We start from the raw sequence: 22,673 nt of genomic DNA, 5'->3' as shown, positions 1-22,673 counted from the left end.
GTGCGCATCGCCCTAATCGCCCCGAGGGGGATCAGGGAACTTCGGGCGGCGGTGCTTTTTCTCAGCGCGCAATGCAATGGGCGCTCGCGCGGCCCAACATCAATCAATCCACGATGGGGACGATCTGCTTGCCGTAGGGGAAAAATGAAAGTGCGGCAAGCTTGATGTGTTGAAGCGCAAAGGGTATGCCGATGATGGTGATGGCACACAGCACCGCCGAGACCAAATGCCCCAACGCCAGCCACCACCCGAAGAAAATGGCCCAGATCAGATTGCCAATGGTGCTCAGGCCGGCGGCAACGGCCCCCTCTGGCTTGTCCACCACGCGCTGGCCGAAGGGCCAGAAGCTGAATGTGCCAATGCGAAATGCCGCGACCGCCCAGGGGATGCCGACGATGGTGATGGCGCAGAGCAGGGCTGCCAACCACCAAGCCAGGCCCATGAAGAAGCCGCCAAGAACCAGCCAGATGATGTTGCCGATGAGTCGCATGGCTTTATGTTGAGAAGGAGAGCTTGAGAACCAGGGGGATCTTGCAGTCTACCCATCCGATTCATCGAGGTTCATGCAGGCAGCACATGCACCGAGCCCGCTGCCAGGTGCAAGCGCAGCGCGTGGCCAGGCGCCAGGGGCCAGCCTCGCAATTGCCAGGGCAGGGCGTAGGCCAGGATGTCGAGGCGGCCGCCCAAGCGGCAGTGCAGTTGCACGACCGAAGCCAAGTCGGTGCGATCGACAAGTCGGACCTCGAGCTGGTTGGGGCTGTCTGGTGCTGCTTGCCCTGGAGCGATGAGTTGCAAGTCGGCAGCGCGCACGCACAGGCGCACGCGGGCGCCCATTTGCAAGTCGACAAGCTCATCGCCGCGCAGGGCCTCGATCCAGCAAGCCTCGGGTTCCAAGCCGAGGCTTATCCGTACCGTGCCGTTGTCCGGCAAGGCCGCAACGACACCCTGCCAGATGTTTTCAACGCCCAGCAGTTGGGCCGAACGCAGACGGGCTGGGTGCGCGAACATGGCTGAAGCCGGGCCGATTTGCAGCAGTTCGCCCGCATCCATCACCCCCACCAGCTGCCCAAGGGCCATGGCCTCGGCCGGATCGTGCGTGACGACGATGGAGGGTGCCGAACAGGCGCGCAAGTGGCGTGCCAACTCGTCGCGCATGGCTGGGCGTGTCGCCGGGTCAATGGCGGAGAGTGGCTCATCCAGCAGCACGGCATCCGGATTGCCCGCCAGGGTTCTTGCCAGGGCCACGCGCTGGCGCTCGCCGCCGCTCAGTTGCCCTGGGCGGCGCGCGGCCAGGGCGCGGAGATCGAAGCGGTCGAGCAGGGTGTCGAGGTTCTCGCTGGCAAGTCGCCCGAATTGCAGGTTTTGGCCGACGGTCAGATGCGGAAACAGGGCGTCCGTCTGGAACAGATAGCCAACGCGTCGGGCTTCGGGTGGGGCATGGGTGCAATCCCTTCCGGCCAACAGAACCTTGCCCGCCCGCGGTTTCAGGAAGCCGGCGATGGTTTCGAGCAGCGTGGTTTTGCCGGCGCCGTTGCCGCCGAGCAGCGCCAAGGTCTGCCCCGGCCCCAGGCGAAAGCTGATGGGCTGGCTGCGGTAGCTGCCGACGGTTGTCACCAAGGCAGCCAGCTCGAGTGTCTGCTGTGCCGGCGATTGCGTTGTCAATTCATCGCGCCGCAGCAGGTTCGACGCGGCGGTCCGAGTGGCGTCCATAAGCCAGCAGACGCAGAGCCCAGAACAGGCCGAGCACGATGACGAGGAACAGGACCGAAGCAGCTACCGATTCGTTCAGGCCGACCTGGAGGAACAGGTCGTAGATTTTCACGGGCGCCGTCATCGGGTAGTACGCGAGCAGAACCACGGCGGCAAACTCGCCAATGGCACGCGCAAAGCAGAGCGTCAGCCCCGTCATCACACCACGCCAAGCCAGGGGCATGCTGACACGGTAGAACGTGGCCCATGGTCCCGCGCCCAGGCTGCGCGCCGCCTTCTCGATGCGCAGATCGACCGCCTCGAAGCCGACACGCGCGGCGTTCACGGCGTAGGGCAGGCCAACATAAGCCATGGCCAGAACCACGCCGGCGAACGTGCCCCAGAACGTCAGGCCAATGCTGGCGGCGGCGGGGCCGAGCCAGCCATTGCGCGAAAACACCAGGAGCAAGGCGATTCCGGCAATGGTGTGGGGAATGGTGAGCGGCAAATCGACCATGGCTTCGACCACCGCTTTGCCGCGAAAGCGCTGGCGAGCCAGCACATATGCAAGCGGCAAGCCGAACAGCATGGAGAGGGATGTTGCCAGCGCCGCGCCTTCTAGACTCAGCAAAAACGAATCGCGAATGCCGGCGTGCATGGCGGCGTCGCGCAGTTGCCCGAGCGTTGGCCGCAGGAGCAGCGCCAGCAGTGGCAACGAGATGAAGGTCAGGACCAGGCAGCCCGAGAGCCAGAAAATCCAGAACATCAATCCGCGGCGCGATTTCATGATGGCTTCGAGGTCGACGTCCTAAGCTCGGGCGTCAGCCTGCGCGCCGGAATGGTGGCGTCGCAGGTCACTGCCCGGGCCATGCAACCGTCATTTTGCGCAAGGATGCGGGCATTTTGGCGGCGTATTGCGCATAGGCTGGGTGCACCGGCGTGAAGCCATTTTGCGCAATCAACTTCTGGCCTTGCGGGCCGAGCAGATAGGCAATGAACTCGGCAGCCAGTTTGGGGTGAGGGGCTCCGGTTGGAATCGTCAGCGCATAGACAATGGGCCTGCCGGGCAATGCGCCGTTCGCCGTTTCGGCCGTGCTCTTGGCGTAGTCCGCGGCGTACTTCGGATCGCTCAGGTTGATCTGCGCGGGCAACCGGATCGACTCCAGGTGATGCTGCAGCGCGTCCGACTGGTAGATGGCGAGGTAGTCGATCTGGCCGAGTTGCAGTGCGGCGATCAGGTCGGTCTCGGTATCGCGCATATTGGTTGTGGGCGCGTTCGCCAGCACCTTCTGCTCGAGTTGCGGATCGTGGTAGTAGCTCGAAGCCAGATCGAGCATTTGCAGGGTCTGGTAGCCGGAAGGATCGGTGTTCGGGTTGGAGCGGCCGATCTGCACGCCGGGCTGACTCAAGATCTGATACCAATTGCTGGCGTTGATCTTGCCGGCACCCTTGCTTTTTGGCGTGTAGACGAAGGTGATGGCGTTGCGCAGAAAGCCGATCGACCAGTCCGCAGTCGCGGCCTGGTCGCCCTTGGCGTACATGTATTTGGGGATGACCGAGTAGTCGGCCACGGCCACGACATCCGCCGGGGTGTGCAACTGGGTCACCATTTTGACCATTTTCACGCTACCGCCGAATTGAGGCTCCACGGTCACGCCGGGGTGTGACTTCTCGAAGCCTTTCGCCGCCTCTCTGAAGGTCTTCCCCAGGGTTCCGGCTGCAAGCACGCTGAGGGTGGTTGCACTGGCTTGGGCAGCCGTTCCCAGCGCCAAGGCGCCGAGTAAAAGTGCGACGAGGGATTTGTTCAACTGCTTGGATTTGTGCATGGCTGTCTCCGCGTTTCAGGGGGCTGGTAGCCTGCTCGAGCTTGAACTACCGCTCGCGTTGTTGTTGCAGGCGATAAACATTTCAAGCATATCGTAGACGTGAACCAATCCGGCCGTCATGCAAGGTTTCCCGCTGCGATTGAAATCCGGCGACGCTGCGAGTTCAGCCTTTGGGCCGCTGAGCAGATTTCGGGCGGAAGGCGTCGCACACGGCCGGATCGCATTCCAGATACGGCCCACCGATCAGGTCGACGCAGTAGGGCACTGCGGCAAACACGCCGCGAACCGTCACGGCCCCTTCGGCATTGCGCAGTCCTTCGAGGGTCTCGCGGATGGACTTCGGCTGGCCTGGCAGGTTGAGAATCAGGCAGGTTTTGCGAATGACCGCGACCTGGCGCGACAAAATCGCCGTCGGGACGAAGTTCAGGCTGATGCGCCGCATTTCCTCGCCAAAGCCTGGCATGAGTTTGTCGGCGACATCCATGGTGGCCTCCGGCGTGACGTCGCGCACAGCCGGACCCGTGCCGCCGGTGGTCAGCACCAGATGGCAGCCAAGGTCGTCCACCAGTTCGCGCAAGGCTTGGGAGATTTCTGCGCGCTCGTCGGGAATCAGCCGTTCGGTGTAATGCACCGGGTTGCGCAAGGCGCGGCCCAGCCATTCGCGCAGGGCCGGCAGGCCTTGGTCGAGGTACACGCCGCTGGAAGCACGGTCGCTGACGGAAACCAGGCCGATGTGCAGGCCGTCGAGGGCTGCGGACTGGATCTCAGAGGTCGTCGGGTTCATCGTCTTGCGGCTCGAGCAGGGTTTTGAGGGTTTGATAGAGCGCCCGATACTGGCGCGGCGGTTTGCCTGCGGCTTGTTCCGCGCGCGTCGCGCGCACCAGTTGGCGCAGCGCCTGGGCGTCGGCGTGAGGGTGTTCCTGCATGAAGGCGGTGAGCGCGTCGTCGCCCTGCAGCAGGCGTGTGCGCCAGTCTTCGAGCAGGTGCATGCGGGCCACCGCCTCGCGGTTCTCGCCCGTTGCGTCGAGCAAGGCCTGGCGCAGGGGTTCCGGGTCGACCTTGCGCATCAGTTTGCCAATGTACTGGGCATGCCGCCTGCGTCCTTCATGGGCATGAATGCGCGACAGTTCACGCAGTGCGTCGCGCAGCGCTGCGGGTACGTCGAGCAGGTCGATGCGGTGATTGGGGAGGGCAGCCAGGCGCTCCCCCAAGTCCTGCAAGGCCTGCATCTCGCGTTTGAGCTGGCTCTTGCTGGGGCCTGCGTCGTCTGCCGACGAAGCATCCGCAGCATGCGGGGTGGTGTGATGGAAGGGCGGGGATTTCATCGGCTCGTATTATCGTTCGCTGTTCTGTCGCATCGCATCGCTGCTCTGGTTTTCACAAGAACAGGGCTTGCGTCAACTCGACACTTTCCGTTCCAAACAAAGGTTCAATGTGGGCCAATTTTCCTTTTCCAAATCTCAATTTCAAGACTTGGCGGCGTTGGCGTTGGCCGAGGCTCGCAGCGCCGGCGCCAGCGACGCGGCGGTCGAGGTGTCCGAAGGCCAGGGCTTGAGTGTGAATGTGCGCCGTGGCAAGGTGGAGCAGGTTGAGCACAACACCGACAAGGGGCTCGACATCACGGTTTACGCAGGCCGGCGCAAGGGGCATGCGAGTACCTCGGACTTTTCCCCTGCAGCGATACGCCGTACGGCACTTGCCGCTTTCGACATTGCGCGCTACACCGCCGAAGACGATTGCGCTGGTCTGCCCGAGCCCGAGTTGCTGGCGAAGGCAGTACGCGACCCGCAGCTCGACCACCCTTGGGATATCTCGGTGGAAGACGCTGCCGAACTGGCACGCCGCTCCGAGGACGCAGCATTCGCCACCGATGGCCGCATCCGCAACAGCGAGGGAGCCAGCGTCTCGGCCCAGCACATGCATTTCGTGCTCGCCAACTCGCGCGGCTTCTCCAATGGCTATGCCACCACGCGTCACAGCCTGTCTTGCGCGCCCATCGCCGGACGGGGCAACGATATGCAGCGCGACCACTGGTACAGCAGCAAGCGCCGGGCGTCGGAGTTGGCATCGCCCGAAGTGGTGGGCCGTTACGCCGCCGAGCGCGCGCTGTCGCGTTTGCGCGCCCGCAAACTGCCAACCGGGCAGTATCCGGTGTTGTTCGAGGCGCCCATCGCCGCAGGGCTCATCGGCTCGCTGGTGCATGCGGCAAGCGGTGGCATGCTGTACCGCAAGGCCTCATTTCTGGTCGACCATCTCGGCAAGACGGTGATGGCCAAGCACCTTGACCTGGCCGAGGATCCCAAGGTTGTGGACGGCATGGGCACCGCGCCATTCGACGACGAGGGTGTACGCACAAGTGCCCGCTGCGTGGTGAAAGCCGGGCGGCTGGAAGGCTATTTTCTTTCCACCTATTCCGGGCGCAAACTCGGCATGCCGACCACGGGCAATGCAGGCGGTCCGCACAACCTGATGCTCACCAGCCGGCTGACCCTGCCTGATGACGATCTGGCGGCCATGTTGCGCAAGATGCATCGCGGCCTCTTGGTCATCGAACTCATGGGCCATGGCGTGAATTACGTGACCGGCGACTATTCCCGTGGCGTCATGGGTTTCTGGGTGGATGGCGGCGTCATTCAGTATCCCGTGCAGGAAATCACCATCGCCGGGAACTTGCGCGACATGCTCCTGGGCATTGCAGCCGTGGGAGCTGACGTCTATCAAAGCGGCAGCAGATCGACGGGCTCCATTCTTCTGGATGCCATGACTGTGGCCGGCAGCTGAACGCGCCGCCCGGGCTTGCCGGGCGACTCACACGACTGATCACCTTCATCATTTCCGAGGCTGATCTTCGGGTAAGCCAGAGGGCAATTTTGTTGTAACCAGTCAATACAATGAGCGTCAATCTGTACGCGACGAGTACCGAGACTGCAAATCACTTCACAACTTTTGAGGGAGACTCCACGATGGAACGTCGTTCATTCGTCAAACATGCTGGCCTGGCAGGCATTCTTGCCGCTGGCACGGCCCCGGCCGCCGTGATGGCGCAGCAAACCGTGCGCTGGCGCCTGGCTTCAAGCTTTCCCAATTCGCTCGACACGATTTTCGGTGCGGCCAGCATCTTCTCGCAGAAGGTGAAGGAAGCCACTGACGGCAAGTTTGAAATTTCGGTGCATGCCGGCGGTGAACTCGTTCCGCCCTTCGGCGTGGTCGATGCCGTGCAGCAGGGCACGGTTGAGTGCTGCCACACCGCGCCGTATTACTTTTTCGGCAAAGACCCGACCTTCGCGCTGGGTTGCGCCGTGCCCTTCGGCATGAATTCGCGCCAAATGACGGCCTGGATGTATCAGGGCAATGGTCTGAAGCTCATGCGCGAGTTCTACGCCGGTTACAACATCATCAACTTCCCCATGGGCAACACCGGCGCGCAAATGGGGGGCTGGTTCCGCAAGCCCATCAAGAGCCTGGCCGACATGAAAGGCTTGAAAATGCGCATCGGCGGCTTCGCCGGCAAGGTGATGGAGCGCATCGGCGTGATTCCGCAGAACATCCCTGGCGGCGATATCTACCCTTCGCTGGAAAAGGGAACCATCGATGCAGCGGAGTGGATCGGTCCTTATGACGACCTGAAACTGGGCTTCTACAAGGTCGCCAAGAACTACCTTTATCCCGGCTGGTGGGAAGGCGGTCCCGAGTTGGATCTGTTCGTCAACACCAAGGCCTGGAACGCGCTGCCCAACGACTACAAGGCTGCCGTCGAATTGGCGGCTTCACACGCTCATGTCAACATGCAAGCCATGTACGACGCGCGCAACCCCAATGCGCTGCGCGAACTGGTGGGCAAGGGGGCCAAACTGCAGCCTTTTCCCAAGGACGTGATGGAAAGCGCCTATAAGGCGGCCAATGAGCTGTATGCCGAGTTGTCGAGCAGCAATGCGAACTGGAAGAAGGTCTACACCGACTGGGCCAAGTTTCGCAACGACGACATTCTCTGGTTCCGTATTGCCGAGAATGAGTTCGACCGCTTCATGATGACGCGCAAGCTGTAAAGTTGCATCGTTTGGCATTCGGCTCAAGCCGCCACAAGGGGCGGCTTTTTTGTGGCATCAAGCTTTGCGTTCGTAAAGGACGAAGTCGAACGCGGGGAGATTGCCCTGGGCGGGATGCGGATCGCGGCTGACTTCGACGAAGGCGTCGCGGTTCCAGGCCGGAAAATACACGTCGCCCTGCGGCTCGGCGTGAATCTCGGTCAGCCACAGTTGCTGCGCCAGCGGGATGGCCTGGGCATAGATTTCGGCACCGCCGACGATGAAGACTTCGGGTGCTTCGGCGCAGATGCTCATGGCGTCCGACAGCGAGGTCGAGGTTTCAGCACCAGGCGCGATGAAATCGGCATCGCGGCTGATGACCACATTGCGCCTTCCCGGGAGCGGCCTGCCGATGGATTCCCAGGTCTTGCGCCCCATCAGGATGGGGTGATCGAGGGTGACGCGCTTGAAATGCGCCAAGTCGGCCGGCAGATGCCAGATGAGCGCGTGACCGCGTCCAATGACCTGGTTATGGGCCACTGCGGCAATGATGGCCACGCGCGGCCCGGCGTTTTGATGTTGAGGGATTGGCATGGGGATGTCTCAGATCGCGACCGGCGCCTTGATGGCTGGGTGATGGCGGTAATCCAGCACCTCAAAGTCTGCCAAGGTGTAGTCGAACAGGCTGCCGGGCTTGCGCTGCATGCGCAGCACCGGCGCGGGGAGGGGCGGGCGCGAAAGCTGCAGGCGCACTTGCTCGAAATGGTTGTGATAGATGTGGCAATCGCCACCGGTCCAGATGAAATCGCCCACATCCATGTCGCATTGCTGCGCCACCATATGCGTGAGCAGCGCGTAGCTGGCGATGTTGAACGGCACGCCGAGGAAAAGATCGGCACTGCGCTGGTAGAGCTGGCAACTGAGCTGCGGCCGGTCACCGGCTTGCCCCGGCGGGCCCACATAGAACTGGAACAGCAGGTGGCAGGGCGGCAGCGCCATCTCGCCAATTTGGCCGACATTCCACGCACTGACGAGATGACGGCGCGAATCCGGATTGCGCTTCAGGCCCTCGACGAGCTGGGCGATCTGATCGATCTGGCGCCCATCTGGCGCCGGCCAGGCGCGCCACTGCACGCCGTAAACCGGGCCAAGTTCGCCGTTGGCATCGGCCCACTCGTCCCAGATGGTGACGCCATGCTCATGCAAGAAACGCACGTTGCTGTCACCACGCAGAAACCAGAGAAGCTCGACGATGATGCTCTTGAGGTGCACTTTCTTGGTCGTCACCAGCGGAAACCCCTGGCGCAAATCGAAACGCAGTTGCGCACCGAACAGGCTGCGCGTTCCAGTTCCTGTGCGGTCGGCCTTGTCGGCACCGCGGCGCATCACCTCGCGCAGCAAGTCTTCATAGGGGCTGGGAATGATGGGATTTGTCATGATGTTCAGCGCGACGGCGCGGAGCGAATCCAACTGGCGCGGGGTCGCTGCAATCCGTAGGCCAATCGGCGTTCTCGATCGGGTGACTCGTCAGTGTATTCAGGTTGATGGGTCGGGCCGGGAGATCACACGGAACCATGCCACGGTCTAAGATCAAATCCCGCAGCCATCGACCTCAGACCTTGCGAGCGCCACCATGACCGACCCAAGCCAGCCCAGGCTCGACTTCGTGCAATGCCTGCATGCCGGTGGCCTGCACCGCATGGCTTATTGGGAATGGGGCGCGCCCGACAACCCTGACGTGGTGGTCTGCGTGCATGGCCTCTCCCGGCAAGGACGCGATTTTGACCAACTCGCGCGGGCCTTGCAGAACCGCTTCCGGGTGATCTGCCCTGACGTGGTCGGTCGCGGCAAGTCGGACTGGCTGGAGCAGCCCATGCTCTACCAACTGCCGCAATACGTCGCCGACATGGTCACCCTGCTGGCGCGGTTGAAGGCGCGGCGCGTCGGCTGGGTGGGTACATCCATGGGAGGGCTCATCGGCATTGGGCTTGCCGGCCTGAAGCGCAGCCCGATCGACACATTTGTCCTCAATGACATCGGGCCGTCCATCGCGCCGGGTGGTTTGCAGCGCATTGGCAGCTACGTCGGCCAACCCAATGCGTTCGCCACCGTGGCCGACGCAGCCACCTATCTCGCGTCCATCTCCGCCGGCTTCGGCCCTCATACGGACGAGGAGTGGCTGGAACTCAGTCGTCCGATGGTCGTGCCGCACGAGGGCGGCTGGCGTCTGCACTACGACCCCGGCATTCGTGCCCCCATGGCGCAAAGCGCGCCTGAGGCCGCACGGGCTGGGGAAGCGGCACTCTGGGCCTTGTATGACAGCATCGCCGCGCCGACGCTGGTGTTGCGCGGGGCGGATTCCGATATCTTGGCCCGACCCACAGCGCTCGCCATGACCGAGCGCGGCCCGAAAGCCAGCCTCATCGAACTGGCTGGGGTGGGGCACGCGGCGACACTCGTCCACGCCGACCAGATTGCGGCCGTCGACGCCTTTCTCAGCCGACACCTGGCAGCCCATGTTGCCTGACTTGCCCCTTGAGCCAGTGCCGCCGGGTACGCCTGGCTCACGTGTCGCTGACGCTGCCCCCGAACTGCAAACCAAAGCGCGGGCGTTCGCATCGGCCTTGCTGGGTGGCGTGGAGATGGAAACCGGCGAGCCAGTCTTGCTGCATGCGGATGGCGCCTGCCGCATTCTGAGCGCCATCGGCGCCGACGCCCAGTCCCAAGCTGCCGCCTATCTCAGCCAGGCGGCCACGCAACTCGCCAAGCCCGAAGAGCAATTGACCAAGGCCTTCGGCCGCGAACTCGCCGTGTTGGCGATGGAAAGCCGCAAACTGGTCGATGTGTTCCGCGTGGCCCGTGGCGTGTCGGAGCAGGAAACCGCGCAAGAGGCGGCGCATCACCAGGAGTTGATGCGCCGCCTCTTGCTCGCTTTCTCGCAGGACTTGCGCGTGGTCATGCTGCGCCTGGCGTCTCGCTTGCAATCGCTGCGCTACTACGCCGGTTGTGACCGACAGCCGACCACCGAATTCACCCAGGAGTCCCTGGAGGTCTATGCGCCGCTGGCCAACCGGCTGGGTCTGTGGTCGCTCAAGTGGGAAATTGAAGACCTCGCTTTTCGCTTCGCCCAGCCGCAGGCCTATGCCCGCATTGCGCGCTGGCTCGAACAACATGGGGCACAGCGCGAAGCCCTCATCGCCGAAGCGGGGCAGCAATTGCGCCTCGCGCTGGCCGAACAGGGCCACCGTGCCCAGATCAGCGGGCGCAGCAAACACATCTACAGCATCTGGCGCAAGATGCAAGGCAAGTCGCTCGGGATCGATGAGGTGATGGATCTGCTTGCGCTTCGCATCATCGTGCCATCGGTCGATGCCTGCTATGCCGCGCTCAGCACGGTGCACTCGCTCTGGACACCGGTCGACACCGAGTACGACGACTACATCGCCAAGCCCAAACCCAACGGCTACCAATCGCTGCACACCGTGGTTCATGGCCCTGGAAACGCGCCCATCGAAATCCAGATCCGTACCCAGGAGATGCATGACCATGCCGAGCAAGGGTTTGCCGCGCACTGGGCCTACAAGGAAGCCGGCGTGCAGGGCTATCGAGGTGTTTTGGCCGCCTCGGAATACGACGCCAAGATTGCCTTGGCGCGTCAACTGCTATCGCTGCAGCGGGAACTGGTTGAGCGCGGCATGCCAGTGCACACAGATCCATCGAGCAGCAGCGCCGCCAAGTTGTTCGACGACCGCATCTACGTGCTCACGCCCCAGGCTCGCATCGTCGAACTGGCCAGCGGATCAACTCCGGTGGACTTCGCCTACGCCGTGCACACCGACATGGGGCACCGCTGCCGCGGTGCTCGCGTGGATGGTGCGCTCGTCCCTCTGACCACGCCCTTGCGCAGCGGGCAGACGGTGGATATTGTCGTCGCCAAACAAGGCGGCCCCTCGCGTGACTGGCTCAACCCCGAACTCGGTTTTCTGCAAACCCAGCGTGCGCGAGCCAAGGTTCGTGCCTGGTTCAACGCCCAGGTCATCGAGCAAACGTTGACCAGCGGCCGTGCGCAGGTCGAAAAGCTGCTGCAGCGCGAGGGCAAGACCGGCGTGAACTTGCAGGAACTGGCCGCCGGACTCGGATTTCGTAGCCCCGAACAACTGTTCGAGCGCGTGGGTAGCGATGCCTTGTCCCTGCGTCAGATTGAAACCCATCTGCGCGGACAGGACGCAAGCCATCCGACCGAAGCCGGCATCGACCTTCCGCTCAAGCCACCCAAGCCCCAGCAACATGCGGGCGTGCTGGTGGTCGGCGTCGATGCCTTGCTCACGCAACTCGCCAAATGCTGCAAACCAGCCCCGCCCGATGCCATCTGCGGCTTCGTCACGCGCGGGCGCGGCGTCTCGGTGCATCGGGTCGATTGCCCGAATGCACGCAACCTCACCCGCCAGCATCCTGAGCGCGTCATTCCCGTCACCTGGGGCGTGCGCAGCAATACCGTCTATCCAGTCGACCTGATCGTCGAGGCCTCGGATCGGCAGGGCCTGCTGCGCGACATTTCCGAAGTGTTTTCGAAAGAAAAAATCAACGTCATCGGTGTGCAGACCCAGAGCCGCGGCGATGTTGCGCACATGTTGTTTACCGTGGAGTTGCTTGGACTGGAGGGTTTGCAACATGCCCTGGGCATGTTGCGCGACGTCAAAGGCGTGCGCAGAGCGGCACGACGTTGAGGCAGCTCATGCTAAAATTTTGGGTTCCCAGGCGGTTAGCTCAGATGGTTAGAGCGCTTGCTTGACATGCAAGAGGTCGTTGGTTCGATTCCAATACCGCCTACCAAGACGATGTGCACCACAGTGCGCAGCAGTGCAAAAACACCTAGGAATTCAACAGCCTAGGTGTTTTTTCTTGTCTGCGACGTGCGCAGGCGTGCGCAGAAATGCGTGGACAGCCGCGTAAGTTTGGCGGTACTTTTGACGGTATAAAGGGTCCCTGCGTGGCAGATACCGTCAAAAATACCGTCAACTCGGAGATCTTCATGGCACTCGCACTTGCTCAGATCAAAGCCGCGAAATCATCGGACAAGCCCATGAAGTTGTCCGATGAGCATGGCATGTATCTGTTCGTGAACCAATCCGGCAAATACTGGCGCTTCGACTATCGGTTCGGGGGTAAGCGCAAGACGATGTCCATCGGCGTATTCCCAGCCGTTGGCTTGGCGCAAGCTAGGAGACTGTCGGACTTTGCGGTCTTCCGGATGAAGACGCTATCCGAGACAATTGCTGCTGCACAACCGAGAGCCCGAGCCGATGAGCCGCTTCGTCCCTGTTGACCGAGACACCGCATATCTGTTGCCACCGTCGGTGGACGAATGGCTGCCCACTGATCACTTGGCGCGCTTCGTGGTCGAAGTCATCGAGCAGCTTGATCTGGGCGATCTGGCCCGACAGTACGCAGGCCGGGGCTCGGCGGCGCACCATCCGGCGGTGCTGCTGGGCCTGCTGATCTACGGCTACGCCAACGGCGTGCACTCCAGCCGCAAGATCGAGCGGGCGACCTACGACTCGGTGGCGTTCCGCTTTGTTGCGGCCAATACCCACCCCGATCACGACACGCTGGCGACGTTCCGCCGCCGCTTCTTGAAGGAGGTGGAGGCACTGTTCGTGCAGGTGCTGGTTCTGGCGCGCGAGATGAAGCTGCTCAAGCTCGGACACATCGCGCTGGATGGCACCAAGATCGACGCCAACGCCAGCAAGCACAAGGCCTTGTCGTGGGCTCATGCCAACAAGATCGAGGCGCAGCTGCGCCAGGAAGTACAAACGCTGCTGGCGCTGGCAGAGAACAGCGACCGCGCGACGGTACCCGACGGCATGGATGTGCCGGCGGAGATCGCCCTGCGTGCAGATCGCTTGAGCGCAATCGCGCAGGCCAAGGCCAAGATCGAGCAGCGCGCCAGCGAACGCCATCAGGTCGAGCAGCAGGAGTACGAGGCCAAGACCGCCAAGCGCCAAGCCCAGCGCGAGGCGGGCAAGAAGCCGCGCGGCAAGGACCCTGAGCCGCCAGAGGCCGGCCCCCGGAGCAGCGATCAGGTCAACCTCACGGATGAAGAGTCGCGCATCATGCCCGTGTCGGGTGGGGGCTTCGAGCAAAGCTACAACGCACAAGCCGGCGTGGACATCGCGACGATGATGGTGATCACCCAGCATGTGAGCCAGGCATCCAACGACAAGCGCGAAGTTGTGCCTACGCTGCAGCAGATCCAAGCGTTACCCGCGGTGCTGGGCGAGGTGCACACGCTCATCACGGACAACGGCTTCTTCAGCCAAGCCAACGTGATCGCGTGCAACGACGCGGGTATCGAGCCGCTGCTGGCGCTCAAGCGGGAGTCGCATCACACGCCGGTGATGGGGCGCTTTGCACCCGATGTGCCCGAGCCCCAGACGACGGATCCGCTCGTGCAGATGGCACACCGCCTGGGCACGCAAGCAGGCCGAGCCCTGTACGGCCTGCGCAAGCAGACAGTGGAGCCGGTGTTCGGCATCATCAAGCAAGTGATGGGTTGGCGCCAGATGAGCATGCGCGGGCTGGCCAAGGCACAAGGCGAATGGAGCTTGGTGACCATGGCTTGGAACATCAAGCGCATGCACGTCCTGCGAGCCGCGTGAGGGCAATAGTGCGCCCCGACCACGCCAAAACCGAGTCCCCAGGCCGCCCCATGTGCCCTCACAGTGTCTCGCCAACCATCGAGAGCGTTCGATCAGCGCGCCGCTGTCAAAAAAAACGCGTCGCACTGATCAATCGGATTCGCTCGGGTTCAAGTCCGACAGCCTCCTAGACAGGCCCTATACGAAGCGCGCGCCCTGCTTTCCAAAGGGATGGATCCCATGAAGCAGAATGGATCCACCGAGGCGGTGATGGAGGAGAAGAGTCGCAAAGATTTTGAGTCGGTGGCCAGGGATTGGATCAAGAACATGGAGGAAACCTGGGCATCGGAGCACGAATCGCGGGTGCGACGATCACTTGAGAACTGGGTCTTCCCATGGATCGGCGCTAAGGTCGCCAACGAGATCCACGCCGCTGACTTGCTGTCGGTGGCGCGACGGATCGAAGAGGCAGGACGGCTGGAGACAGCTCATCGCGTCGTGTCAGTCTGCGGGCAGGTCTTTCGTTACGCCATTGCCTGCGGAAAGGCGTACCGCGATCCATCACAGGATTTGAGAGGCGCTCTGAAGCCTTACAGGTCCAAGCCAAGAGCGGCCATCACATCCAAGGCCCGTCTGGCAGAAGTTCTTTGCGCAATCGATGGATACGCTGGAAATTTCCAAACGCGTTTGGCCCTCAGGTTGCTTCCGCTAGTTTTCGTTCGCCCCAAGGAACTTCGGCTGATGGAATGGGCCGAGGTGGATCTGGATGCAGGGTTGTGGTCCATCCCGGGTCCCAAGATGAAAATGAGGCTGCCGCACGTTGTGCCATTGGCGCGGCAAGCAATACGAATTCTTCAGGAGATCAAACCCTTGTCAGGATCATCTGAAGAAGTCGGGTTCGTGTTCCCGGGAGTTCGGGACAAAGGACAACCGCTCAGTAATATGACGCTGAATGCGGCACTTCAAAGGCTCGGATTCGACACCCAAGACGAGATCACTTCACACGGTTTTCGCACAGTGGCGTCGACTTTTCTTCATGAACTCGGGTTTCCCCCTGATGCGATTGAATTGCAGCTTGCGCATCGAATCGGCGGCGTGCGTGGGGTTTATATGCGTAGCCAGTACCTGGACCAGCGGAAGGCGATGATGCAGGCTTGGGCCGATTTCCTGGATTCGATCAAGAGCAGCAACCGCGCCGCTGTGTAGCCTCTGCAGCGTCAAGCCATGAAAGCACTTTCTGACGACGCCAGCGGCTGCATACACCAAATTTCACAGGAGACGGAAAACCGTCTTCACGAATCATCTGATAGATCTTTGAACGAGACAGTCGCATGAGTTCCTGAAGGTCCTCGATACTCAGCAACTCAATGTCGAGGTGCCGCTCTGGCGTGCTTTTTTGTGTTTGGGCGTCCATAGGTGTATTGAATCTAGGAATGCCCAGAAAGAGGGGTCAAAAAAAGACGCCAAACTATCAGCTTTTGAAATGGGAAGCCCACGACTCCCGGCGCGGCCTGGAGGTCGCCCCCACTATGCTGGACCGTCAATTCGCGCCGAGCGTGCCCAGTCAGGCGTAGGCGTCGGACATCACATATCTGTGGACGCACGAAGGTTGGATGTGCCTGGCGAACAGCGGAGGCCGTTTGCTCATGTCGATGCCAAACTTGTGGAATAGGCCAGAATCACCTTCGGAGCTGCGTCACGGAAAATTGTGACCTTTGCGCAAAATCGTGACCTTTCGCGAGACGGTTTCTTGTGGAATCAAAAGCTTGCAATGCAACGAGGTGTTCCGTCGCGGAATTTTCGAGGTCTCGTAAGGGGTTTAGGCCCAATACTGTTCAGATACGTAGCGCTGGCGTTGGCTAATGCCGTTGGTGGAGCAATTCGCCTCGATGGCGCACGTTGAAGTTGCTCATCTTGCGCTTCACACCGCGTGGGTTGAAGCGTCCGCGACTGCTGACGCAGCGACCGCGCGAGATCTCATCGAGCACGGCGTCGTGCCACGCCGTCAAACGCTCAGGGGGGAACGGCCGCGGCTTGCGGCAATTTGCGTTTGATGACGCGCACGGCGTGCGTAAAGCTCAAGCGGTCCGGGTCGAGGCCGCGCGGCCACGCAGCCTGCGCCATCAACTGTCGGATGGCGAAGTGCGCCAGCAGCAAGCCCCACAACTCTTGCTGGACCAGCTCTGGCGTCTTGCTGCGCAGCACGGTGCTGTTGGCGCGCAGGTGCGTCTTGAACTCGTCGAACACCCCCTCGATCTCCCAGCGCTCGTGGTACAGCGCGGCCAGTTCCAGCGCCGGCGCCTGTTCGGGGTTGAGGATGTTGGTGACCAACCGGTAGCTGTCGTGCACCGCGGTGGCTGAGTCGTGCAGCGTGTACTCGATCACGCGCACGATCTGCCCTTCGCGGCGCTGCCTGTCCGCGCTGTCGAAGACGGTGCTGAGGAACGAGCCATCGGGCAGCACTTGTTCCACCGGCAGCTTGAGGTTGGATTTGACCCGCCAGGCCAGCTTGGCGCCGCTGGCGCAGGCGATGCGCCAGAGCTTGAAGCCGTAGAAGTTGCGGTCGGCCAACACCAACATGTCGGGCTGGAGCTTGGCCGGTAGCCATTGCGCGGCCATGGCCTGCTCGCCATGGCCATAGGGGGCCACCTCGGCGGCCGTCACCACATGCGTGCCGCACTCCACCAGGCCCAGCAAGCGCGCCTGCGGGAAGGCGCTCTGGCCGCGTGAGGCACCCGGATAGCCGAAGTACTCGGCGTTGGCCGCCTCGTCGGCCACGTCCATGCAACTGCCGTCCAGCGCCATGATGCGCAGCCCTCGGTACCACGCGCCCGGCGCCCCCACATCGGCCAGTGGCCGCAGCACGCGCTCGGCGAGCCGGCGCATGACCTGCGGGCCCAACCGGGTACGCGCCTGAGAGATCGCCGATTTGCTGGCCTGCACCGCGCCCGCCTCGCCGCCGCCGAGCCATTGCAGGCCTTCGCACACCACCCGCAGCACTTCCTCCAGCGGCGCCTCGCGCCACAGGGCGAGCGCCATCACGTAGTACACGACCGCCGGTGCCGGCAGCAGGCGTTCGCGTTGACTCGCCTTGCCCGTCTCGGCCAGCACCTCCTCGATCAACGCTCGTGGGCACACGCTGGCCAGCACACCAGCGCTGATCAGATGCGCAACGTCCACCTTCGCTGGTAACGCCTTGCGGGTTCTCGCCATCGTCCATGCCCATCGCAGTTTCGACAAACATGGATTATCAATGAGTTTCTTCTATCTGAACAGTATTGCGCCTAGCGGACGGTGGACAGTGGAAGGAACAGCGTCAAAGGCGAGTCCGGCAGCGCAATGAAGCCATGATGCCGGTAGAAGGCCGCCGCCTCGTCGTCCTTGGCATCCACGATCATGGCGAAGGCCACAATTTCGGAACTGGCGGCACGGCGCAGCGCGTTGGCCAGAAGGGCCGAACCCAGACCCTGCCCCTTGAACGCTTGATCGACAGCCAGCCGTCCCATGCGGATCGTCGGCACAGCCGGATAGCGCGGCAGCTTGCGGCTGATGCCGACAGGAAGATCGCCCAGAGGCACGCTGGCCGTCGCCAGCGTGTAGTAACCGGCGATGCGCTGCTCGTTGGTGAGTGCCGCAAAGCAAGCCGCTACCCTGCGGCGGATGTCTTGCGTGACTTGTTCCCGCAAGTAGCGGTCCAGCGCCGGCGTGCCGCTGTCGAACGTGGAACGGTCATGCGCCGCATCAAGCGCCGCGATCAGGAACGGCGCACCGCTCATTCAGTGCGCAGCAGCTTGTCGTGACGGGCGAAAGCGCGCTTGAGCGCCGCCGAGGGGCGCGGCGGTGACAGCAAGGCCTGGGCAAAGCATTGTTGATCGGCCAACGACAGGCGGATGATTTCTGCCTGCTCGATGGCACGCTGGGCGGCATCCTGCACGGCAGAAACCACGAAATCGGTCATGGTGCGGCCCTGAAGTTCGGCGGCACGCTTGAGCATGGCGTGCAGGTTGGTGCTGATTCTGGCTTCGAGTCGAGCGGTTGAAGCGGCTGTTGGCATGGTGTGGGCCTCCTGTTGAAATTGTACGGCAATATGCCGTGTCAGGCAAATCACCGACCGCGGCAACAACCTGTCTTCCCATAAGGCGTTCCGAATGGACTGCTAGCCAAGGCCATCCCATCTTTCGTGCGGCGCTGCTCATTCGGCGCTGATGCCACGAGTAACAGGAAAAACCCGCCGACGGCCAGGCATGCGAGATAACCCAGATCATCGTGGCCAAAGGACAGCCCAAGGATTGCGCCCAGCGCGCCGGCGGAGGCCGTTTGCGCCAGACCGATGCCAAACTTGTGGAATAGGCCAGAATCACCTTCAGATCTGTGTCGCGGAAAATTGTAACCTTTGCGCAAAACCGTGACCTTTCGCGGGCGTGTATTGAATGGAATCAACAGCTTGCGAAGCAACCAAGCGTTCCGTCGCGGAATTTTGCGGCTCTCGCGCGGGCGCGTCGGCACGGTTTCTTGTGGGAACACTGAAGCCGATCCAGGCCCGTCGCACCATTGCGACCGCCCCCTTGATGTCTTATTGCACCTTGGATGTATCCAAGACGTCGCAAGGTGCAGCAATCTTGTTCACGGCGATATCGGGTAGATCGATTCCGCCAATCTGCCGCATGGCAACAAGTCGCCGCGAGACTTTCTCGCATTGCCCATGCCCGATCTCTTCCACACGCTCGCCGGTCCACGTGGCCGAACGCGTCACGGCGCTGATGTAAGTGAGCGGCTTGGAGTGATCCACCAGAACCTTGTGCGCATCACCCGCAAAGGCGAACTGCGCACTTGCAGTCAGAACGGAAGCAGCAAGAATCAAAGCAGAGGTTTTCATCAATGACTCCCAAAGATGGGTTGAAAAGAGAGTGATCCGGCGCCTTCCCGGGTTTTCGGCGACATGCCCGCGAATCCTGGATGGGGTTGCCGCGGCTGGCTTGACGCTGGCCGTTTGCCTTCGATCCGAGCCTTGCAATGGCATTGTTGGATTCTGGGCGGACAGTCGGCGGATTCAAAATAGAAACATCATCAGTTCTTGAATGTTTTCAGGCGAATTGGCGTCAAGATTGCGCGATGATTGGCCGGACGATTTTCGTAATCCGCCTCAAGGCGAAAGGCCCATCACCATGCCCCATCAAGAATTGGTGCCCGGCGGTGTGCCGGCATCCACTGCATTACCCATCACCAAGCCCACCACTGCTGGCCCTGCCGCCAAGGAAGATGCGCTCAAGCGCGAAATCGAAGCGGGTTTCCGTGTGATCGAGCAATACGGTTACACGGACAACCGCGTCATCAGCATCGACCTGGCTCTTGTCAGGTCAGCGGATATCTGCGTCATCCGCAACGGCGGACATCCAGAGGATCGGCGGCAGGGCTGGGATCTGATGGAAATCGAATCTCAGGATCCAGAGGATCTGGATTTCGCGATCGAGCGCGCCAAGGCCAAGTTCTGGAAACTGCGCGCAAGCGCCGGAGGCCGCGCGCTGCTTTACAAGCCGTCCTCTGCAAAGGAGGCGTGGGACGAAGATGGCGAAGCCGCGTTTGCTTCGCTGATCGAGGCTTTCTGAGTCTCGGGGAATGGCTGCAAAGCCTTGCCCAATGTGACCAATCGGGTCCCATTGGGTCATTCTGTGCGTCCATTATCCTGTTGTTCCTCGTGGTATTCTTGTTGGGCGTCGCGGTCTATTGGGTGGCGACAGTCGCTCATGCTGTCAAGGAGATCCGCGCCATCACATCGGGAGATTGACATGTTTCGTCTATTTGTTCGGTCTTTCATCGAAGGTTTCGCTTCTGAGTTCGGTTCGCCGAAAGACATCGATCATGCTGTTCGCCAAGGCTATGCCGAAGGCCGGCGCGAATTCTGGGCACCGCTTGTCAATCTGCGTCGCCGGATCGTTCAGACTTGGCGGATGGAAAGCCGCGGTACAGGCGACCACAAACACGCATGACGACTTGCGCTTCCTGAGTGCCGGTTCTGTTGCCCCACACGCGTGGGGATGGAAGGATTTTCGTGATTGTGATGATGAACCAGAACGCGCTTGCGCTGCTAGGCAAGCTGCTTGGTTTCGTGAACTAGCCGTACGACGCCTGCCCCACACGCGTGGGGATGGAAGGTGAAATAGCCGTACGACGACCCCGCTCGATCGGGGGATCAACCACCAAAACAAACGCCCCGCGCCAGAAATGGCCGGGGCGTTGTCGTTGGCCTTCCTCATCCTTTTGACTCTCACACCCAAGCGGCTAGGCCGTTATGGGTGGAGTTGTTCATAACCAAGTTTCCGGCGGATCGCCCTCATCCTCATCGCTGTATGCAGCAGGAGCATGGATTTTCCCTGCATAGGCATCGCGGCCAGGGTCCGGGTAGTCCAACGAGTACAACGTGCCGTCATCCAGAACCCGTGCATCAAAGCAGGTGTAGACCTGGCACTGTTCACAACGCCCCGCAGCTTGAATCAGCACCGCACGGTCATATCTCCGAATACGGCCGTGCGGCACGATCGGGTTTGAACATTTGCGACACTGAAATCGCGGCGCATCGATCCGCGTGCCATTGGCCAGGTGAACGGGGAAATGCCACAGCACCTCGGGTCGCACGAGGAGCGCGTCGATATGCGCGTCGGACATGGTGTCCGTCACGGCGCGACTGTCTTCGTCGTACTCGTCCCATTCAGTCTGTGCTGTAAATCTGAAAAACGTTACTCTGTCCTGGCATGGGCTTCATCATGACCTCCTGAACCAACATTACCACGCGATGTGACAGTAGCAAGCCACAAAATTCACATCCTCAATTTTCATCCCCACACACGTGGGGCAGGACAAAGATCAGGCCATGCGCGTCGCCACCTTCCCGAACCCGCGCGCATTCGCCAGAACGGGCCTTGGCAGCCGCGTGAAATCCACCCCGGCAAACACCTCGCGCATCGCGTCCTCGAAATAGCTCGCGCCACCGCCCGCCAGGACCAAATGGTCGACACGGGTTTTATTGCTCTGCTGGCTGCGCTGCAGCATTTCGGCCATACGCTGGGCGATGATCTTGGCGCCCTTGCGCACCGTCTGCCGATACTCCGAGAAGTCGATGCTGCCGACGCCGACCAGTGTGAGCTTGCCGCGCTCCAGCCCATCCTCGACCGTCTGGATGTCGATCCGCGCATTCGGATGCTTGCGGGTGATCGCCACCGAGACATCTTTCAGGAGTTCGGACACCCCACCATCGAAAGCGCCGGACAACTCCGGGATGATCGAATGGCCGCGCATGGAGAACCAGTCGAAGGTCTTGTAACCCGGATCGGCAACGATCACCGTATCGCCGTCAGGCGGCGGCGCGGTCAGCCTCCCGCGCCAGTCGGTCATCGCGCCCACCGGCTGCGGCATCACCTTGACCGCCTTCGCCCGCACGAACACCGTGTCCCGGCCATAGGCGGCACGCAACTTGGCCGGAACCGGCACCTCGAAGCCCTTGCCCATCTCCGAGGCGAGCCCTTCGCGGAACTTGCCGAAGCTGTACACCGGCAGGCCGACCACCAACGCATCGATCACCTCGACCACCTCGCCGAGTTCCTTGAACGCCGTATAGAGGGCGCCAGCGATGAGCGCCCGGTACTGCGGCGTATGGATGTAGTCGTCATGCAGCGTGCGCCCGTAGACTGCGGCGGACGGGCCGACGACATAATGGCGGCCATCGACCCGCACCAGCACCTCGTCGGTCTGCCCGGCCGACGCCAGGGCGCGGCAATCGTTCAGATCGCGAATCTCGTGCGCCACCGATGGGATGATGACGTTGTGTTCGGGGCCTGCATCCGCGGACCAGACGCCCTTGGTATTGCCATAGCCCACATCCAGGCCGAGATTGAAACGGTTGACTGCCATATTGAAACTCCAGTTTGAGAGGTGATGCGCCAGCAGGCGCGATCAGGTGAGATTGGCGAAATCGAGGTTGTCGATGAAGGCATCCACGTGCTCCGGGTCTTGCGGCGCCGGAGCAACCACTTGCTGCGTTGCAGGATGGATGGCTGGGGTCGGCGGTTGCGCGACGCCCCGCCCATAGAGCGCTGCCGCGCCCGCGTAGAGCACTTGCTGAATCGCCCGGGCGCGATGCTGCTTGCCTGGGCCTTGCGGGAGGACGGCCAAGTGTTCATATAATGGCTTCAAGGCCGGGTCATCCGGGTCGATGGTGAGATTGAAACGCACGCTTTTTCCTCACGATTGGGGTTGAAACGGGACAACAAAAACAAGGCACGTTGATCCAACGTGGAATAACGTGGCTTGGCGACGAAAATCGCGATGGCGTCGAAAAGAACCGGCCAAACCACGTCAAGGCCATGCAGTTGTTCTACACCGACATCGTGCATTCGCAAATCCGTTCCTCAGAGATCGAAAAGGACGCCGTTTCACCAACGATTCGCCCCACGCAAACCCGGTGGCTGAGGTTTAGGATGCATCCATCCCGTCAACGGGAG

General features: G+C 61.8%; 25 protein-coding genes and 1 tRNA gene. 10 read left to right on the top strand and 16 right to left on the bottom strand.

All coding sequences use genetic code 11. From position 1 onward, the window contains the following. Positions 1-103: 103 nt before the first annotated feature. From THIX_RS13235 to yjgA, 6 genes are all read right to left on the bottom strand, one after another. Positions 104-490, bottom strand: a complete 387-nt coding sequence (locus tag THIX_RS13235; RefSeq protein WP_112486573.1) for a YccF domain-containing protein — start codon at positions 488-490, stop codon at positions 104-106. A gap of 71 nt (positions 491-561) precedes the next feature. Then, a complete protein-coding gene (locus tag THIX_RS13230) occupies positions 562-1,614 on the bottom strand; it encodes an ABC transporter ATP-binding protein (RefSeq protein WP_233224748.1) in 1,053 nt (350 codons plus the stop codon). 49 nt (positions 1,615-1,663) lie between these two features. Then, positions 1,664-2,476: an ABC transporter permease gene (locus tag THIX_RS13225; RefSeq protein ID WP_112486571.1), complete on the bottom strand. Its 813-nt coding sequence runs from the start codon at positions 2,474-2,476 to the stop codon at positions 1,664-1,666. A gap of 67 nt (positions 2,477-2,543) precedes the next feature. Continuing rightward, complete coding sequence (locus THIX_RS13220) at positions 2,544-3,515, bottom strand: extracellular solute-binding protein (protein WP_112486570.1); 972 nt, start codon at positions 3,513-3,515, stop codon at positions 2,544-2,546. 163 nt (positions 3,516-3,678) lie between these two features. Continuing rightward, positions 3,679-4,299 carry a molybdopterin adenylyltransferase gene (gene mog, locus THIX_RS13215; RefSeq protein ID WP_112486569.1) on the bottom strand — a complete coding sequence of 207 codons (621 nt, stop codon included), beginning with the start codon at positions 4,297-4,299 and terminating at the stop codon, positions 3,679-3,681. Beyond that, positions 4,280-4,840: a ribosome biogenesis factor YjgA gene (gene yjgA / locus THIX_RS13210; protein WP_112486568.1), complete on the bottom strand. Its 561-nt coding sequence runs from the start codon at positions 4,838-4,840 to the stop codon at positions 4,280-4,282. Before yjgA ends, mog begins: the two co-directional genes overlap by 20 nt. A 109-nt stretch (positions 4,841-4,949) precedes the next feature. On the opposite strand from yjgA, the gene pmbA reads away from it, so the two are divergent. Both pmbA and THIX_RS13200 read left to right on the top strand, forming a co-directional pair. Beyond that, positions 4,950-6,296 (top strand): metalloprotease PmbA, encoded by a 1,347-nt coding sequence (gene pmbA, locus THIX_RS13205; RefSeq protein WP_112488362.1) that lies wholly within the window; start codon positions 4,950-4,952, stop codon positions 6,294-6,296. Positions 6,297-6,478: 182 nt separating this feature from the next. After that, positions 6,479-7,561 carry a TRAP transporter substrate-binding protein gene (locus THIX_RS13200; RefSeq protein WP_112486567.1) on the top strand — a complete coding sequence of 361 codons (1,083 nt, stop codon included), beginning with the start codon at positions 6,479-6,481 and terminating at the stop codon, positions 7,559-7,561. A 57-nt stretch (positions 7,562-7,618) separates the two neighbouring features. Here THIX_RS13200 and THIX_RS13195 read toward each other — a convergent pair whose 3' ends face one another. Beyond that, a complete protein-coding gene (locus THIX_RS13195) occupies positions 7,619-8,134 on the bottom strand; it encodes a dihydrofolate reductase (protein WP_112486566.1) in 516 nt (171 codons plus the stop codon). Positions 8,135-8,143: 9 nt separating this feature from the next. Next, on the bottom strand, positions 8,144-8,977 hold the full coding sequence (locus THIX_RS13190) for a thymidylate synthase (RefSeq protein ID WP_112488361.1): 834 nt from the start codon (positions 8,975-8,977) through the stop codon (positions 8,144-8,146). Between the two features lie 196 nt (positions 8,978-9,173). Between THIX_RS13190 and THIX_RS13185 the strand changes: the two genes are divergently transcribed. The 6 genes from THIX_RS13185 (at position 9,174) to THIX_RS13160 (ending at position 15,384) form a co-directional block, all read left to right on the top strand. Beyond that, entirely contained in the window at positions 9,174-10,067 is an 894-nt protein-coding gene (locus THIX_RS13185; protein WP_112486565.1) for an alpha/beta fold hydrolase, read from the top strand. Beyond that, a complete protein-coding gene (locus tag THIX_RS13180) occupies positions 10,057-12,267 on the top strand; it encodes a bifunctional (p)ppGpp synthetase/guanosine-3',5'-bis(diphosphate) 3'-pyrophosphohydrolase (protein WP_112486564.1) in 2,211 nt (736 codons plus the stop codon). Before THIX_RS13185 ends, THIX_RS13180 begins: the two co-directional genes overlap by 11 nt. A 29-nt stretch (positions 12,268-12,296) precedes the next feature. Beyond that, positions 12,297-12,373: transfer RNA gene (locus THIX_RS13175), tRNA-Val, on the top strand. A 199-nt stretch (positions 12,374-12,572) separates the two neighbouring features. Next, positions 12,573-12,866 carry an Arm DNA-binding domain-containing protein gene (locus THIX_RS13170; protein ID WP_112488360.1) on the top strand — a complete coding sequence of 98 codons (294 nt, stop codon included), beginning with the start codon at positions 12,573-12,575 and terminating at the stop codon, positions 12,864-12,866. After that, positions 12,844-14,199, top strand: coding sequence for an IS1182-like element ISThsp16 family transposase (locus tag THIX_RS13165; protein ID WP_112484377.1), 1,356 nt, complete (start codon positions 12,844-12,846; stop codon positions 14,197-14,199). The genes THIX_RS13170 and THIX_RS13165 overlap by 23 nt, the downstream gene beginning before the upstream one ends. 219 nt (positions 14,200-14,418) lie before the next feature. Then, positions 14,419-15,384 (top strand): site-specific integrase, encoded by a 966-nt coding sequence (locus THIX_RS13160; protein WP_199195297.1) that lies wholly within the window; start codon positions 14,419-14,421, stop codon positions 15,382-15,384. On the opposite strand, the gene THIX_RS24885 is transcribed toward THIX_RS13160, so the two are convergent. The 5 genes from THIX_RS24885 to THIX_RS13135 all read right to left on the bottom strand — a co-directional run bounded on the left by THIX_RS24885 (position 15,356) and on the right by THIX_RS13135 (position 19,198). Then, complete coding sequence (locus THIX_RS24885) at positions 15,356-15,592, bottom strand: AlpA family transcriptional regulator (RefSeq protein ID WP_112486562.1); 237 nt, start codon at positions 15,590-15,592, stop codon at positions 15,356-15,358. The genes THIX_RS13160 and THIX_RS24885 overlap by 29 nt on opposite strands. 599 nt (positions 15,593-16,191) lie before the next feature. Then, entirely contained in the window at positions 16,192-17,391 is a 1,200-nt protein-coding gene (locus tag THIX_RS13150) for an IS4-like element ISCARN35 family transposase (protein WP_112486561.1), read from the bottom strand. 71 nt (positions 17,392-17,462) lie between these two features. Then, a complete protein-coding gene (locus THIX_RS13145) occupies positions 17,463-17,954 on the bottom strand; it encodes a GNAT family N-acetyltransferase (protein WP_112486560.1) in 492 nt (163 codons plus the stop codon). Further along, positions 17,951-18,232, bottom strand: a complete 282-nt coding sequence (locus THIX_RS13140) for a DUF1778 domain-containing protein (protein ID WP_112486559.1) — start codon at positions 18,230-18,232, stop codon at positions 17,951-17,953. Before THIX_RS13140 ends, THIX_RS13145 begins: the two co-directional genes overlap by 4 nt. A gap of 519 nt (positions 18,233-18,751) precedes the next feature. Beyond that, entirely contained in the window at positions 18,752-19,198 is a 447-nt protein-coding gene (locus tag THIX_RS13135) for a hypothetical protein (RefSeq protein WP_158540889.1), read from the bottom strand. Between the two features lie 58 nt (positions 19,199-19,256). Here THIX_RS13135 and THIX_RS13130 point away from each other — a divergent pair, with 58 nt between their 5' ends. Continuing rightward, complete coding sequence (locus tag THIX_RS13130; RefSeq protein ID WP_112486557.1) at positions 19,257-19,784, top strand: hypothetical protein; 528 nt, start codon at positions 19,257-19,259, stop codon at positions 19,782-19,784. A 180-nt stretch (positions 19,785-19,964) separates the two neighbouring features. Beyond that, the gene (locus THIX_RS23060) at positions 19,965-20,165 is read left to right on the top strand and encodes a hypothetical protein (RefSeq protein WP_146748551.1); all 201 of its coding nucleotides are present in this window, start codon (positions 19,965-19,967) and stop codon (positions 20,163-20,165) included. Positions 20,166-20,481: 316 nt separating this feature from the next. Here the strand turns inward: THIX_RS23060 and THIX_RS23055 are convergent, their stop codons facing one another. The 3 genes from THIX_RS23055 to THIX_RS13120 all read right to left on the bottom strand — a co-directional run bounded on the left by THIX_RS23055 (position 20,482) and on the right by THIX_RS13120 (position 22,404). Beyond that, positions 20,482-20,841, bottom strand: coding sequence for a hypothetical protein (locus tag THIX_RS23055; protein WP_146748550.1), 360 nt, complete (start codon positions 20,839-20,841; stop codon positions 20,482-20,484). 198 nt (positions 20,842-21,039) lie between these two features. Continuing rightward, positions 21,040-22,083, bottom strand: a complete 1,044-nt coding sequence (locus THIX_RS13125) for a ParM/StbA family protein (RefSeq protein ID WP_112486556.1) — start codon at positions 22,081-22,083, stop codon at positions 21,040-21,042. Positions 22,084-22,125: 42 nt separating this feature from the next. Beyond that, positions 22,126-22,404, bottom strand: a complete 279-nt coding sequence (locus THIX_RS13120) for a hypothetical protein (RefSeq protein WP_112486555.1) — start codon at positions 22,402-22,404, stop codon at positions 22,126-22,128. Between the last annotated feature and the right edge of the window lie 269 nt (positions 22,405-22,673).

This window comes from Thiomonas sp. X19 (assembly GCF_900089495.1).
In the GTDB taxonomy this organism is placed as follows: domain Bacteria; phylum Pseudomonadota; class Gammaproteobacteria; order Burkholderiales; family Burkholderiaceae_C; genus Thiomonas_A.
This window is presented reverse-complemented; position numbering and strand designations above follow the sequence as displayed.

Excerpts from the sequence above, each read along its gene's own strand:
- THIX_RS13145 (WP_112486560.1), bottom strand. The coding sequence starts at position 17,954 with ATGAGCGGTGCGCCGTTCCTGATCGCGGCGCTTGATGCGGCGCATGAC.
- THIX_RS13225 (WP_112486571.1), bottom strand. The coding sequence starts at position 2,476 with ATGAAATCGCGCCGCGGATTGATGTTCTGGATTTTCTGGCTCTCGGGC.
- THIX_RS13135 (WP_158540889.1), bottom strand. The coding sequence starts at position 19,198 with ATGCCATTGCAAGGCTCGGATCGAAGGCAAACGGCCAGCGTCAAGCCA.
- yjgA (WP_112486568.1), bottom strand. The coding sequence starts at position 4,840 with ATGAAATCCCCGCCCTTCCATCACACCACCCCGCATGCTGCGGATGCT.
- mog (WP_112486569.1), bottom strand. The coding sequence starts at position 4,299 with ATGAACCCGACGACCTCTGAGATCCAGTCCGCAGCCCTCGACGGCCTG.
- THIX_RS13220 (WP_112486570.1), bottom strand. The coding sequence starts at position 3,515 with ATGCACAAATCCAAGCAGTTGAACAAATCCCTCGTCGCACTTTTACTC.
- THIX_RS23060 (WP_146748551.1), top strand. The coding sequence starts at position 19,965 with ATGTTTCGTCTATTTGTTCGGTCTTTCATCGAAGGTTTCGCTTCTGAG.
- THIX_RS13200 (WP_112486567.1), top strand. The coding sequence starts at position 6,479 with ATGGAACGTCGTTCATTCGTCAAACATGCTGGCCTGGCAGGCATTCTT.
- THIX_RS13235 (WP_112486573.1), bottom strand. The coding sequence starts at position 490 with ATGCGACTCATCGGCAACATCATCTGGCTGGTTCTTGGCGGCTTCTTC.
- THIX_RS13185 (WP_112486565.1), top strand. The coding sequence starts at position 9,174 with ATGACCGACCCAAGCCAGCCCAGGCTCGACTTCGTGCAATGCCTGCAT.
- THIX_RS13150 (WP_112486561.1), bottom strand. The coding sequence starts at position 17,391 with ATGGCGAGAACCCGCAAGGCGTTACCAGCGAAGGTGGACGTTGCGCAT.
- THIX_RS13160 (WP_199195297.1), top strand. The coding sequence starts at position 14,419 with ATGAAGCAGAATGGATCCACCGAGGCGGTGATGGAGGAGAAGAGTCGC.
- THIX_RS13130 (WP_112486557.1), top strand. The coding sequence starts at position 19,257 with ATGTTTTCAGGCGAATTGGCGTCAAGATTGCGCGATGATTGGCCGGAC.
- THIX_RS23055 (WP_146748550.1), bottom strand. The coding sequence starts at position 20,841 with ATGTCCGACGCGCATATCGACGCGCTCCTCGTGCGACCCGAGGTGCTG.
- THIX_RS24885 (WP_112486562.1), bottom strand. The coding sequence starts at position 15,592 with ATGGACGCCCAAACACAAAAAAGCACGCCAGAGCGGCACCTCGACATT.
- THIX_RS13125 (WP_112486556.1), bottom strand. The coding sequence starts at position 22,083 with ATGGCAGTCAACCGTTTCAATCTCGGCCTGGATGTGGGCTATGGCAAT.
- THIX_RS13195 (WP_112486566.1), bottom strand. The coding sequence starts at position 8,134 with ATGCCAATCCCTCAACATCAAAACGCCGGGCCGCGCGTGGCCATCATT.
- THIX_RS13180 (WP_112486564.1), top strand. The coding sequence starts at position 10,057 with ATGTTGCCTGACTTGCCCCTTGAGCCAGTGCCGCCGGGTACGCCTGGC.
- THIX_RS13140 (WP_112486559.1), bottom strand. The coding sequence starts at position 18,232 with ATGCCAACAGCCGCTTCAACCGCTCGACTCGAAGCCAGAATCAGCACC.
- THIX_RS13165 (WP_112484377.1), top strand. The coding sequence starts at position 12,844 with ATGAGCCGCTTCGTCCCTGTTGACCGAGACACCGCATATCTGTTGCCA.
- THIX_RS13190 (WP_112488361.1), bottom strand. The coding sequence starts at position 8,977 with ATGACAAATCCCATCATTCCCAGCCCCTATGAAGACTTGCTGCGCGAG.
- THIX_RS13170 (WP_112488360.1), top strand. The coding sequence starts at position 12,573 with ATGGCACTCGCACTTGCTCAGATCAAAGCCGCGAAATCATCGGACAAG.